Genomic DNA, 12638 nt, shown 5'->3' on the forward strand with positions numbered 1-12638 from the left:
CTAGTGGCGCATCCATGTCTTGCCTGGACGCTGCCACGCCGCAGGTGGCTAGCGCCGCACAACGTGAGCCAACTGCGGTGAGCCGCTAGCGATACACCAGCACAGGGATATTGCTATGCGTCAGCACCTTGTTGGTCTCGCTGCCGATCAGCACGCCCTGCAAACCGCGCCGCCCGTGCGAGGCCATCACGATCAGGTCGCACTCCTTTTCCCGGGCGGCCTGGATGATGGCCTCATAGGGGTGGTCATGTATGACGCTAAGGGTCTCGCAAGACACCTCCGCCGCCTCGGCTTCGGCGGCCAGGGTTTTCAGGTAGTCCGCCGAATTGCGGGTGGCTTCCTGCACGAACCGCGTACGGGTGTCGGCCAGCAATTCCACCTGGTAGGTATAGACATGGAAGTCCGGGATCACCCGGATCACCGTGACATGGGCCCGCGCCTCGCGGGCGAACACCAGGGCCTTGCGGAAAGCGGCTTCGGACAGGGGTGAGCCGTCGACGGGCAGCAGCAGATGCTGGAACATGGTGCCCTCCTGGCACGCGAAGGGCGGAGGCCACCGCACAGGCGCCCTCCCACGCTTCGCTCGGGTTGAGGATTACCTCGCTCCAAGTATAGATGTGCCGGTGCCGCACACACGCCACACACGCACATACACACCGTGCGCGCCCTTCATCTCCCCGCGATTTGCCGGTAAGATCCAGCACCGGTTCCGCGCCACCACGCGGCACCCAGCGTTTACCCGAGGCCGGACAGCCACACAATGGCAGCCCGGCCTTATCGAGACGGCGGCTCCCGACGGCTGCCGTTGCAACTGCACTGCCTTGCAACCCAATGCGGTGCACCCGGAAAGCGAAGGTATCCCTTTGCGCTCCCAATCTTCATGGAGAAGACGCTTTGACTGAACGCATCAACGCAGAGGCCGCCGGCCGCCTGTTCGGCACTGGCGAAGGCCCATCCCACGAGCGCGTCACGCTCGCCACCGATCCCGAGTCCGGCCTGCAGGCCATCATCGCCATCTACAGCACCAGCCTTGGCCCCGCGTTTGGCGGCTGCCGCTACTGGGCCTATCCCGCCGAGAGCGACGCCCTGACCGACGCCCTGCGCCTGTCGCAAGGCATGGCCTACAAGAATGCGCTGGCCGACCTGCCCTTCGGCGGCGGCAAGGCCGTGATCCTGCGCACCCCGGCGCAAACCGATCGCACCAAGCTGTTCCGCGCCTTCGGCCGCATGGTCGAATCGCTGGGTGGCCGCTACATCACCGCCGAAGACGTCGGCACCACGGTGGAAGACATGGTCGCCGCCCGCACGCAGACCCGCTACATCAGCGGCATGCCGCGCGAGGGCACCTTCGGCGGCAACCCGTCGCCCAAGACCGCTTATGGCGTGTTTGTCGGCATCGAGGCCGCCGTGCGCTACGTACTGGACCATAACAGCCTGCAAGGCGTGTCCGTTGCCGTGCAGGGCCTCGGCTCGGTGGGCTGGGACCTGTGCCGCCAGCTGCATGCGGCCGGCGCGCGGCTGATCGTGGCCGATATCCACGGCGCCAAGGCAGAGCAGGCGCGCGAGCAATTCGGCGCACAGGTGGTCTCCACCACCGCCATCACCAGCGTGGCCGCCGATGTGTTCGCGCCCTGCGCGCTCGGCGCGGTGATCACCCCGGCGGTAGCCGAGGGCTGCCAGTTCAAGATCGTCGCGGGCGGCGCCAACAACCAGCTCGCGTCGCTGGACGAGGGCGACACGCTGCAACGCCGCGGCATCTTCTATGCGCCGGATTTCCTGATCAACGCGGGCGGCATCATCAGCTGCGCCCGCGAGTACCTGGGCGGCGCCGAGGAAGCGGCGGTGCTGGCCGAGGTGGCGCGGATCCGCGAGCGCGTGTTCGCGCTGGCCCAACGCGTGGAGAAGAGCGGACTGGCGCCCGCGCGCGAGGCGGTCAACTGGGCACAGGAGAAGCTGGCGCCGCTGGCGCCCTGACTTGCCGGCCTAGGAAAGCACCACACCCGATGCAAGCTCTCGCGCACGGCGCGAGAGCTTGCGCTGCCTATGGGAAAGCCTGCGGCCACAGGGCAGCCCATTTCTCGGCCCAGCAGCAGGTGTGCGTGGCGCCATCCACCATCCTGATGGCGGGCTGCCGGTCCGCCGGGAAGCGCGACGCATAGGCGGCCGCCACGTCGCGCGTGATGTTGGTATCGCGGCTGCCCACGAAATGCAGCTGCGGGATGTCCTGCAAGGCGCGCCACGCGTCGGCGGGATTGAGCGAGCCGGCCAGCGGCGGCACGCCGTGCAGCGCGGCCCAGGCCACCGGGTCGAGATTGCCCGCCACCGTTACCAGCCGGACGACATCCGGGCGCCGCACCGCCACCAGCGCCGCCACGGCGCCTCCGCCCGAATACCCCACCAGTATCAGTTGCCGCGCACCGTAGCGTTGCTTGAGCGCGTCGATGGCCTGGTTGCTGGCGTCGATCACCTCGGCAGAGAAGCGCCGGTCCGTCCAGTCGGCCGTCTTGCAGCCCCGGAAATCCTCCCCTTGCACAAACTGGCATGGCCGCGACAGGTACACCGCCGCGCCATGCTCCTGGCGCAGCGCGAGCTCGAGCGCCACCGGGCGCAACGGCGTCGGATCGTCGGAGGGCTGCGCGGCGCTAAGCCAAGCGAGGCCATCGCCCTCGATGTAGATGGCCAGGGTATGCGCAGGCACCACGCTGGCCGGCGCATACGCGGTCAGCACGAACTCCCGCGCGGGCAGGCGCAACGGCTGCCAGCCCCGCGCCGCCGCCAGCGCATCGGCGTTCTCCCGGCGGGCCGCGGGCGAGAAATGGGTACAGGCGCCAAGCAGGATAGCCGCCAGCAGGATCAGGATTCTTATTGGCACGAAGGGAAGCCTATTTGCGCAGCCTGGGGAGGACTTGTCACAGGAGATCTGGATCCGTGCGCTTGATCCGAGGACACGTAAAACCAGAGCGGGCCAGTAACGAGCGGCAAGTCTATCGCAACGCCTGCCCAATTGGACCAGGCAAAGCATGACCAGCGGCCAATGTCAGCATTTGTAAGCTTTGCGGCGATGGATTTGGATAGGATCGGTGCGCAAAGGAACACGCGAAGCTCGCGCGACTTGGAGAGGAAGAGGAAAGGAAGAGATCAGCGGAATCTAGTCTTTTTTCAGTTCCTTTTTACTAGTTCCTTTTTGCTAGTCGTTCTATCAGGAAAAAAATCAAGCCAACAACAAGCGGCAAGCCGACAGCGGCCACTTGCCCAACAGGGTCCCAGGAAAAATGAAACGCCATCGCAGCAACGTCCGGCAAGGCAGCTTTGCCACCGGCATCCACCCCGCAGATCTGCCTCACCGGATTGCATTGCCCCCCTCCATGCCGCGGTCCATCGCGACCGCCGCCATCATGGCGCTCGGCTCCCTGGCGGCGCTGCCTGCCGCGGCAGCGTCAGGCGCTTCATGCCAGCCGTTGTCGCCCAACACGATCTCGAACACGGTCACGGCCACTTGCACGCTGGCTTCAGCCAGCAGCCTGCTCGTCACCACCCCCGGCGGCATCATCAGCGTGGTGGGCGGCCCCGGCGTGGCGACGCCTTCGGGAGGGCTGTTTGCCCCGGTCACTTTCATCGAAAACCAGGGCAGCATCTCGAGCACTGGCCTGAACGGCGCCAATTCAACCTCCATGCAATCGCCCGCGGGTGGAGACGGCGGCGTCGGCACGGGCATCAGCGTGTCCTCAATGGCTCCCGGCGTGCTTACCGTCGGCGTGATTACCAACAAAGGCTCGATCTCCGGCGTGGGCGGGGACGGTGGCAGTGGCAATCCATCGCCCATCCCTGGAGCCAATGGCGGTGCGGGCGCGGCGGGCATCGGCATCAACGTGTCGACAGCAAACGTCGCGACCATCACCAATAATGGCTCGATCACCGGCACCGGTGGCGCAGGCGGCTCAAACGGCGCCAGCCAGACAGGTGCATTTGGGCACGCCGGCACGGGCATTGGCGTCAGCATCTCGTCAGGCACGCTGGGTGCGCTAGAAAACAACGCGAGCGCGACCATCTCCGGCATTGGCGGGAATATGCAAGGCGCGTGGACGATCAGCGACACAGGTGGCGCGGCTACTGGCGTCAGGATCGATTCAAGCAGCGTCCAGTCCATTCAGAACGCCGGGACCATTTCCGCCACTGGCGGTTCCCGCCCCAGCTTCATGTTCCCCAACACTTTCGCGGGGGGCATGGCAATCGGTATCGGCATTTCCGGGAGTACGGTTGGCATTGTTGGCAATACCGGGACCATCACGGCATCCTCTCCTGGCGGCTTCAGCACCGGTATCAATGTACTGAACAGTACGGTGGACCGGATTGACAACTTCGGCACGATCTCTGCCGGGACCGCCATCAGTATCAGCGCCGATAGCAAGATCACCAACGGCATCCATAACGCCGGCCGCCTGGACGGTGCCGTCATGCTGGGCAAAGCGACGCTGGAACTGGATGGCGCCACCGCCACCGTGACCGGCCTGGTCTCTGGCCAAGCCGGGTCCGCTGTCAACGTCAACGGCACATTCACGTCGGGCAACACGTTCCAGGTGGACACGTTCAATGTGGCCAAGAGCGCCGTGTTCAACATGGGGCATTACATCAACGTGGCCTCGGGCTTGAACAACGCCGGCACACTGGCCGTTGCGGCCGGGACGACCGCGACCATCGATGGCAATTACACGCAAGCCGCAAGCGGTGTGTTCCAGACCGGCCTGGGTGCCAAGGGCACCTATGGCAAGCTGGTGGTGAGGGGCACTGCCGACCTGTCCGCCAGCAACAAGATCAATGTGAGCGTGGTCGGCGCGCCGTCGCTCGTCGCGGGCACCAGCGTGCAGCCCGGTGTGATCTCCGCCGCCCAGCTGCTGGCCGGCCCGACCTTCACGGTGACCGACAACAGCGCGCTGTTCGATTTCATCGCCACCCGCAACGGCAATGCCGTCGACCTGTGCGTGGCCAGGGCAGGCGCTTCGTCCTGCTCCGCCGCGCCGGTGACTCCGACGCCGGACCCGGCCTCGCCAAGTTCGCCAACCCCGACGCCCGCGCCGGCGCCGGCCCCGGTGATCACCGTGGTCAGCAGCGTGACCGGCGCGCAGAACACCCCGGGACTGGGCGCCGCGCGCGTGCTCGACGCCCTGATCTCGCAAGGCGCGGGCGCGCCCGCAGCCATGGCGCCGGTCATCACTGCCCTGGGCACCCTGCCGACCGAGCAAGCGGTGTCGGACGCGGTCAAGCAGACCCTGCCGCTGATGGTCGCCGGCATGACGGACGTGAACTCCGCCGCCATGCACGCCACCAACCGCGTGATCCAGTCCCGCCAGGAAGCCAACCGCGGCCTGTCCTCCGGCGACGAGTTCGTCAGCGACCGCCAGGTCTGGTTCAAGCCCGTGGGCTCGTGGGCCAAGCAGGGCGACCGCGATGGCGTGGCAGGCTACAAGGCCAACACCTACGGCATGGTGCTGGGCGCCGACACCGTGGTCTCCGACAATGTGCGCGTGGGCGGTGCGTTCTCCTACATGCACAGCCGCATCGACGGCAACTCGCCGGTGGCCGCGCAAAGCGCCAGCGTCGACGGCTACCGCCTGATCAGCTACGGCAGCTACAGCCTGGACCCGCGCACCGACATCAGCGTGCAGGCCGACCTGGGCGCGGGCCGCAACGAGGGCCAGCGCAACATCAACTTCGGCGGGCTGAACAGCCGTGCGTCGTCGAGCTACAACAGCTGGAACGCGCACGTCGGCGCCGGCATCGGCCGCGTCTTCAACCTGCAGCCGACCACCACCTTCACGCCGTCGCTGCGTGCCGACTACACCTTCATCCAGGATGCGGCCTACACCGAGACCGGCGCCGATGCGCTGAGCCTGGCGGTCGCGAAGAACTCGGCGCGCGAGCTGATCCTGTCCACGGAGGCTCGCTTGAACCAGTCGCTGACCGAGCACGCCATGTTCAGCGCCAACCTTGGCGTGGGGTATGACGCGCTGGCGCAGCAGTCGGCCATCACCGCGGCCTATGTAGGTGGTGGCGCCCAGTTCGTCACGCGCGGCATGGCGCCGTCGCGCTGGCTGATGCGTGCGGGCCTGGGCTTTGTCGTCACCAGCAGCAAGGCGATGGAAGTCAGCGTGCGCTATGACGCGGAAGTGCGCGAGCGCTTTACCAACCAGACCGCTTCGGTAAAGGTCCGCCTGCCGTTCTGATTGGATTGTCATTGCAGTGAGGCGGGGTGCCGCTTGGCGTCCTGCCTTCGTCTGCCGTGCACGGGACGCCACCCGTGCGCGGCATTCGCTTCGCTCCCGCCCGTCTTCCCCCTTTATTCCCCGGATTACCGCCGCGCCTGCGGCACTATCATGGCGGCCGACGCCGGCATCGGCCCCCTTGCCGATGCCCAAGGCAACTTCATACCCATGGCCTTCTACTCGATGACCGACGAACATCCTCACGCCAGCGGCGACGCCGCTGCCCCGGCCCAGCCGCTTCCCGCGCGCGGCCTGGCCGTGGGCGTCTTCGACCTGTTCCACGTCGGCCACCTGCGCTACCTGCAATTTGCACGCGCGCGCTGCCAGACCCTGGTCGTCGCGGTGACGCGCGACGCCACCGTATTGGCGAAGAAGCAACGCGCTCCCGCCATGCCGGAAACCGAGCGCATGGAGATCGTGCGCGGCCTGGGCTGGGTGGATCAGGCACTGCCCCAGCTCGGCAGCCTGGACGACACCGAGACCGCGCAACGCTGGCTGGCCAGGCTGGCGATCAACCATGTCTTCATTGGCGAAGACTGGCGCGGCAGCGCGCGCTGGGAGCGCCTGGCGCCGCGCCTGGCCGCGCAGGGCATCGGGCTGACCTGGACGCCGCGCGCCAGCGAGGTATCCACCACGGCGCTGCGCGAGCGCATCCTGAACAGCCTGCCGGCGTGAGGCCTGGGCAATGCCAACCATCACAGCCGGCCTGAACGGCCTGGGCCGCTTCGGCCTGCATCTATTGCGGGCCTGGCTGGACCTGCCCGATCCACCCGTGCACATCACGGCCATCAACGACGCGCATCACACGCTGGCCTCGGCCGTGCGCGTGCTGGCCGAAGACACCAAGGTTTCCTTCTCCGACTGCCAGATCCGCGCCGAGGGCGATGCCCTGCTCATCGCCAGGCATGGACAAGCCACGCTGCATATTGCCTATAGCCACGGCCCGGCGGAGCACGCTCCCTGGCTCGGCCAGACCGACTGGTGGCTGGAATGCTCGGGCGCGCAACCGGACGCGCGGCAATGCCGCCGCTTCCTCGCCGGGCAAACCCGGCGCGTGCTGGTCTCGGCCACCTGCCACGATGCCGACCAGACGCTGGTGTTCGGCTACAACCATGCGTCCTTCGACCCGGCGGCCGAGGTGATTTCCTATGGCTCCTGCACGGTCAACGCGTTCGTGCCGCTGGCGCACTGGCTGCAGCGGCACTACGGTGTGGACAATGCCGAGGTGAGCGTCATCCATAACGTCCCCGCGCACCGGCTGGCGAACCACCCGCATCCCGAGCGCCGCGCGTGCACGCTGGAAACCGAAGGGCCCCGGCTGCTGCCCTTCCTCGCGCCGGCGGCGTTTCGCGTGGACTATGTGCTGATTCCCTATACCGGTGTGTCGCTGATCGACTTTCGCTTCGGGCTCGCCCGGCCCCCATCGGAGGCCGGGTTGCTGGATGCGCTGGACACTGCGTGCGCCAGCGGCGAGCTCAAGGGGCTGGTCCGGCTCTCGCCCGTCGATGCCGGGCCGCAGGCCTTTGCCCTGAGCCCGGAATCCGTCGTGCTGCTGCGGCCGCACGCACGGCTGGCGGGCAACCGGCTGGTACTGCCGGCCTGCTTCGACAACGAGAACTCAGCCACCCGCTACCTGGACCTGCTCGCCTTCATGGCGCGGCGCGGCGGCTGACGCGTCAATTCACCCGGTGCGGGCGCGCCCCGGCGACGTGGCCGTCCAGTATGCTGGCAATCCGCAGCAGCAAGCCATCCTCCGGTGTATGCCGCTCCAGCACGAGATGCGTCAGGCGCAATGCCTTTTCCCAGTAGCCGTTGAGGCAGGCGTTGGTAATGCGCGAATACGCATACCACTGCGTCAACGCGGAAAATCCGACCAGGTTGTGGGCCCCGATGATGGTATCGAAGGCCGGGTCCGGGAGACGCCACGCCTTGCCGTAGAACGCTTCCAGCCAGGTTGCGGGATCCTGCAGGCGCCAGACTTCGCCAGCCGGCCCGGCATGGCGCTCCAGCCGCAGCGGGCCGGGAAAACGCGTGACGCGCTGATGGCTGGCGGGCGTGCCGTGGTTGATCCAGAAGCCACCCAGCAGGCTCGCGCCATCCGCTTGCGGCGCCAAGCCGCAAAGATCGAGGACCACGTCCCGCGCCGGGTGGTGATAGGTCGCCATGTTGTCGATGGGAAAGACCTGCGGCGGGCACTGCCAGCCATGGCGCGTCAGGATCTGGTGCGCGGCGGGCAGTTCTTCCACCAGCAATCCCAGGTCGAGGTCCTTGTCAAACGGCAACAGACGATTCTCGCGCACCAGGCCGAGCAAGGTGCCCGCATGGGCGAACGCGCGCACGCCGCCAGCGGCGAGCTGCGCCAAGGCTTGCCACAGCAGCGCCTCGATCTGCGGATCGGCGAGGTGGCGCATGACGGGCTGCGGGTTGTGGATCAGCGGGGCCACGCACAGGGCTTCAAGCGCCTGGCGCAAGGCAAGCACGCCATCCTCCACGCGCCGCTGGTGGAGCAGCGCCCCGCCCAGGAAAAACAGCCAGTACGGACGCAGCGCCGGGTGCACGCCGGGCGCCGCCAGCAGGTTCTGGCAGACGGTCTGGACGAGGCCGGGCTGCCCCAGCTCCAGCCCAAGGTGGCACCACCTGCGAATATCGTCGGGGGGAATCACGCCGCCTGCCTGCAAGCGTTGTGACAGCGCGTTGAACTCAGCAGCAGCGGACGGGCCGGAACCGGCTTGGCCCGAGGTTGTTGATAGCTGGGCTGCCATGCCTACTCGATCGTGACCACGATGGCCACGCGCCGGTTCTCCGCGCGGCTCGCGGCGGTGCGGTTGTCCTCCACCGGCTTGCTCTTGCCCAGGCCGCGCACCTGGATATTCTCCGCCCGGAACCCCGTGGTGGCGAACACCTTCGCCACCGCCTCCGCGCGCCGGACCGACAGTTGCTGGTTGTACTCAGCCGGGCCGGAGTCATCCGTATGCCCGTCCAGGCGCACATGATCGATGCCCGCGGCCAATAGCGCCAGGCCGATCCGCTGCACCGCCTCTTGCCGGTCCGCGCTGATCACGTCCTCGTCCAGGCCGAACAGCACCTTCTCTGAGAGGCCAAGCTCCCAGCCGTTCTCGGCGAGCTGGAACCCTTGCGACTGCAACGCCTCGACTTGCGCGGGCGTGAGCTTCGGGGCCGGCACCGACTGGCAGGCAGCAAGCGCAAGGGTGATGGCAATCATGGCGGCAGCGATGCCGCGGCTGCCAGCGGCTCGCAAGTTCAATAGCATGAAAGATGCTCCTATTCTCGTTCCTGCTTTATGCTTTATTTCTCGTTGTCTTCGCACTCGGACGCCGTGGCAGGCCCGGATCTCGCCAGCCGCGGCTCCGCGCTCTCCCAGCCGCCTCCCGACCTGCGCTTGGCCCGGTACATGGCCTCGTCCGCCGTCTGCATCAGGGTGGCGGCAGTCTGGGCATGACGCGGAAACACGGACAACCCGATGCTCAGCGAGGCGCCGATGCGGGTGCCGCTCGACAGTTGCACCGGGTCCTTCATGCGAAGCAGGATATGCTCCGCGACCTGGATGATGTCGGCAGGCTTGCGCAGCGCGGTGAGCAGTACCGCAAACTCATCGCCGCCGAGCCTGGCGACCAGGTCACCCTCGCGCACGCAGGAACGGATGCGCCGGGCAATGTCGGACAACACCTCGTCCCCGGCGGCATGGCCAAAGTTGTCGTTGATCTCCTTGAACGCGTCGCTGTCCAGGTAGAGCACGCCCGCATATCCCTTGGAGGTGCCGGCGAAGCGCACGGCCCGATGCAGCGCATCCTCGAACGCCGCCCGATTGAGCAGGCCGGTCAGGCTGTCGTGGCTGGCGCGGTGCGCCAGCGACCTGTTCTCGTGCTGGAGCTGGTTCTGCCAGGTCTCCAGTTCGTCGAGCAGGCCGTTGAAATCCTCCCCGAGCGCATTGAGCTCGGCAATATGCGCTGGCGGCGTGCGCTGGTCGAAAGCGCGCTCCGAGCGCACGGCATGGGCCACGCGCATGAGGTTGCGCACCGGCTCGATGATATGGACCAGCATGCGGCTCGACATGTAGTGCGCGCTGACCGCCGTGAGCAGCAGGCAAGCCAGCAGCCCCAGCAGCCCGCTGAGCACAAAGCGCAAGAGGTTGCCGGTGTCGGCGGTCAGGCGGACGGTGCCCACTGCCTGCGTTTCATGCAGGATCTCCTGCTCCACCGGGCCGAGCGCCATCACGCGGCTGGCCAGGCGCTGCAGGCCGGGAAACCGCTCGTCGTCCGGGCGCTGCCACTCGGCCAGCAGCCGGTTGTCCTTGTCATAGACGCGGGCCTGGGCCACCTCCGTCGCGGCGATTGCCACCAGCGCCTCGTTGGCGGCCGCCTGGTCGCGGAACACCACCGGCGCTTCCAGCGTGTACGCCACGGAGCGGGCAACCAGGTGCAGGTTGTGGTCGGCATAGACGCGCAGCGCGGCCAGCCCGAGCGCGGTCAGCGAGATGCCCGCCGTGCACACGGCGATCAACGCCACGCTGAGATGAATGCGGCGCAGCGTGTTGTACAGCGTCGGACGCGATCTCGTCGCGTCGGGCCGCAAAGGCAGCTTCATGGCGATGGCCCCCGGCGGCGGCCAAGCTGCAATACGGCCGGATGGATATGGATGCCGCTGCGGGCAACGGCATCCAGGTTGACGCGGAACGAGACATGGCCATCGACCACGTTGAGGCAGAACATGCTGCCGATCTCGCACTCGTAGTCTTCTTCCGTGATGACAAGGACCGGGCGCCCGATCAGCTCCGTCGACAGTTTCTTGCGCCGGGCATCCGTCATGGGCCCGAGGTAGACGGAATCGCAGCCCGCGGTGGACACGCCATCCTGCAGGTCGATGCGCCTGGATTGCACGGAGCGGCCAGTTGCCAGGACGCCGCCCTCCGCAAGCTTGGCGCCGTAGCGGGCCGAGCTGTCCACGCACAGGCGCAGGACTTCCCGCTCGGTTGGCCAGCGCGCATAGCCAAGCAGGCTGAACACCACCCGCGCCACCGCCTCGGCGCGCGGGGGGGCCGTGTCCGCAGCGGTGTGCTGTGACTGCGCGCAGAGGATGGCGGCAAGCAGGGCCGGCAGCAAGCGCGGCAGGCGCGAATGCTTGCGGCCGCGGCTTGGCGTGGCTGGGGCGGTAGCCGTTTGAAGAGGCAAGTGGTGAGGCCTACCAAGTCATGCATTGGGGGAACGTCGCATCGCGCAGCGCGCAATGCGACCTGACCTGGCTAGCACGATCACGGATTCCGGCCCGGCGCGAACGCCACCGGAAAGCCTTGCTAGCCCAAACCCTTTAACGGCGCGCCCGCTTTTATATTTACCCCTTATTTCTGGCGCGGTGCGGCCGGTGACGCCGAAGCCACGCCCGCGACTTGCCGCAGCATCGCCATGGGGCCGAGCCGCTCGATGGTGCGCATCTGTGCCTCGTCCCGCACAAAGAACGATCCGGCAAACCCGAGCGTATTGACCGAAATGCCCTCGACGGACTCCGCCGACCTTGGCACGAGCAGCATCCCAAGCGGCGTGACAAGCAGGTTGTATGGCGCCAGCGGCTGCGATTCTCCATCCACGTCGATCACCCGCACGCCAGCCGCCTCCAGCAGCGCGCGATAGCGCGCAAGTGCGGTGCGCGCCAGATCCGGGCCGCGGGCCGCCGGCAGGGCCAGCGGCGCGAACGCATGCGAGAACGCCAGCCCCGGCACGATGCCGACGGCGCCATCGATGCGCGCGGCCGCAAGCAGCGGCGCGATAGGCAGCGCCGGGCCTTCGCTGGCAAGCGGCAGCGGCACCAGTTGCAGGTGCTTGTGGCGCTGGCTTGCGCCGGCCGCCGCGCCCCCGTTATAGAAGCCAAGGCCATCGAACTCGGCCATGCAGGCAAGCAGCGCCTCGAAATCCGCCAGGTTCAGCAGCGCGTCCTGCGGCTCGAAGCGGCGGGTAACGATCAGCAGGTGATGGTCCAGGACATTGAACTTGTTCAGCAGCGCGAGATGGGTCTCGGAGATGTCGGCGACAAACAGGTCCGGGTCGTAGGGAAGGAACGGGTCGGTGCCCGCCTGGTTGCCGGAAACGGCGTTGTCCTTCTGCCGCGCCTGGTTCTGGTCCCTGTCGCGGTCCTTGCGCGCAAGGCTGGAAACCTGACGCACCAGGAAGCGCACGCCGCCATCGTCGATGCCCGCCTGGAAGGTCTCGATCGGACGCAGCGCGCCACACTGCAGGGCGTGCTCCGTCTGGCGCAGGATGGCCGGCCACAGCGTGCCGGGCTGGAGAGATCGATGTGGCATGGTCTGGCCCAAGGGGTGAGTGACAAGGGGTGAGTGACAATAGCCGGGGGGCTGATCGATCTTAT

Annotated in this window: 12 protein-coding genes; 4 read left to right on the forward strand and 8 right to left on the reverse strand. The window is 67.3% G+C overall.

Annotated features, from left to right (window positions below; genetic code table 11):
- Positions 1 to 85 precede the first annotated feature (85 nt).
- Positions 86 to 523, reverse strand: coding sequence for a universal stress protein (locus ACX12D_RS27560; protein WP_459374199.1), 438 nt, complete (start codon positions 521 to 523; stop codon positions 86 to 88).
- 371 nt (positions 524 to 894) lie between these two features.
- On the opposite strand from ACX12D_RS27560, the gene ACX12D_RS27565 reads away from it, so the two are divergent.
- Positions 895 to 1974 (forward strand): Leu/Phe/Val dehydrogenase, encoded by a 1080-nt coding sequence (locus ACX12D_RS27565; protein WP_459374201.1) that lies wholly within the window; start codon positions 895 to 897, stop codon positions 1972 to 1974.
- A 67-nt stretch (positions 1975 to 2041) separates the two neighbouring features.
- Here ACX12D_RS27565 and ACX12D_RS27570 read toward each other — a convergent pair whose 3' ends face one another.
- On the reverse strand, positions 2042 to 2872 hold the full coding sequence (locus tag ACX12D_RS27570) for an alpha/beta fold hydrolase (protein ID WP_459374203.1): 831 nt from the start codon (positions 2870 to 2872) through the stop codon (positions 2042 to 2044).
- Positions 2873 to 3340: 468 nt separating this feature from the next.
- On the reverse strand, positions 3341 to 4147 hold the full coding sequence (locus tag ACX12D_RS27575) for a hypothetical protein (protein WP_459374204.1): 807 nt from the start codon (positions 4145 to 4147) through the stop codon (positions 3341 to 3343).
- Between the two features lie 76 nt (positions 4148 to 4223).
- On the opposite strand from ACX12D_RS27575, the gene ACX12D_RS27580 reads away from it, so the two are divergent.
- From ACX12D_RS27580 to ACX12D_RS27590, 3 genes are all read left to right on the forward strand, one after another.
- Positions 4224 to 6221, forward strand: coding sequence for an autotransporter family protein (locus ACX12D_RS27580; protein WP_459374205.1), 1998 nt, complete (start codon positions 4224 to 4226; stop codon positions 6219 to 6221).
- 150 nt (positions 6222 to 6371) lie between these two features.
- A complete protein-coding gene (locus ACX12D_RS27585; RefSeq protein WP_459374207.1) occupies positions 6372 to 6935 on the forward strand; it encodes an adenylyltransferase/cytidyltransferase family protein in 564 nt (187 codons plus the stop codon).
- 10 nt (positions 6936 to 6945) lie between these two features.
- Complete coding sequence (locus ACX12D_RS27590; RefSeq protein ID WP_459374208.1) at positions 6946 to 7932, forward strand: hypothetical protein; 987 nt, start codon at positions 6946 to 6948, stop codon at positions 7930 to 7932.
- Between the two features lie 4 nt (positions 7933 to 7936).
- Here ACX12D_RS27590 and ACX12D_RS27595 read toward each other — a convergent pair whose 3' ends face one another.
- The 5 genes from ACX12D_RS27595 to ACX12D_RS27615 form a co-directional block, all read right to left on the reverse strand.
- Positions 7937 to 9022, reverse strand: a complete 1086-nt coding sequence (locus tag ACX12D_RS27595) for a hypothetical protein (protein WP_459374209.1) — start codon at positions 9020 to 9022, stop codon at positions 7937 to 7939.
- A gap of 2 nt (positions 9023 to 9024) precedes the next feature.
- Positions 9025 to 9531: an OmpA family protein gene (locus ACX12D_RS27600; RefSeq protein WP_459374210.1), complete on the reverse strand. Its 507-nt coding sequence runs from the start codon at positions 9529 to 9531 to the stop codon at positions 9025 to 9027.
- A gap of 35 nt (positions 9532 to 9566) precedes the next feature.
- Positions 9567 to 10865 (reverse strand): diguanylate cyclase domain-containing protein, encoded by a 1299-nt coding sequence (locus tag ACX12D_RS27605; protein ID WP_459374212.1) that lies wholly within the window; start codon positions 10863 to 10865, stop codon positions 9567 to 9569.
- Positions 10862 to 11449, reverse strand: a complete 588-nt coding sequence (locus ACX12D_RS27610) for a YfiR family protein (RefSeq protein ID WP_459374214.1) — start codon at positions 11447 to 11449, stop codon at positions 10862 to 10864. Before ACX12D_RS27610 ends, ACX12D_RS27605 begins: the two co-directional genes overlap by 4 nt.
- 167 nt (positions 11450 to 11616) lie before the next feature.
- Positions 11617 to 12573: an ATP adenylyltransferase family protein gene (locus ACX12D_RS27615; RefSeq protein ID WP_459374215.1), complete on the reverse strand. Its 957-nt coding sequence runs from the start codon at positions 12571 to 12573 to the stop codon at positions 11617 to 11619.
- Between the last annotated feature and the right edge of the window lie 65 nt (positions 12574 to 12638).

Source organism: Cupriavidus sp. PET2-C1, assembly GCF_054515855.1.

Coding starts and splice junctions, on each gene's coding strand:
- ACX12D_RS27560 (WP_459374199.1), bottom strand. CDS start 523: ATGTTCCAGCATCTGCTGCTGCCCGTCGACGGCTCACCCCTGTCCGAA.
- ACX12D_RS27575 (WP_459374204.1), bottom strand. CDS start 4,147: ATGGACTGGACGCTGCTTGAATCGATCCTGACGCCAGTAGCCGCGCCA.
- ACX12D_RS27580 (WP_459374205.1), top strand. CDS start 4,224: ATGGCAATCGGTATCGGCATTTCCGGGAGTACGGTTGGCATTGTTGGC.
- ACX12D_RS27585 (WP_459374207.1), top strand. CDS start 6,372: ATGGCGGCCGACGCCGGCATCGGCCCCCTTGCCGATGCCCAAGGCAAC.
- ACX12D_RS27590 (WP_459374208.1), top strand. CDS start 6,946: ATGCCAACCATCACAGCCGGCCTGAACGGCCTGGGCCGCTTCGGCCTG.
- ACX12D_RS27595 (WP_459374209.1), bottom strand. CDS start 9,022: ATGGCAGCCCAGCTATCAACAACCTCGGGCCAAGCCGGTTCCGGCCCG.
- ACX12D_RS27600 (WP_459374210.1), bottom strand. CDS start 9,531: ATGCTATTGAACTTGCGAGCCGCTGGCAGCCGCGGCATCGCTGCCGCC.
- ACX12D_RS27605 (WP_459374212.1), bottom strand. CDS start 10,865: ATGAAGCTGCCTTTGCGGCCCGACGCGACGAGATCGCGTCCGACGCTG.
- ACX12D_RS27615 (WP_459374215.1), bottom strand. CDS start 12,573: ATGCCACATCGATCTCTCCAGCCCGGCACGCTGTGGCCGGCCATCCTG.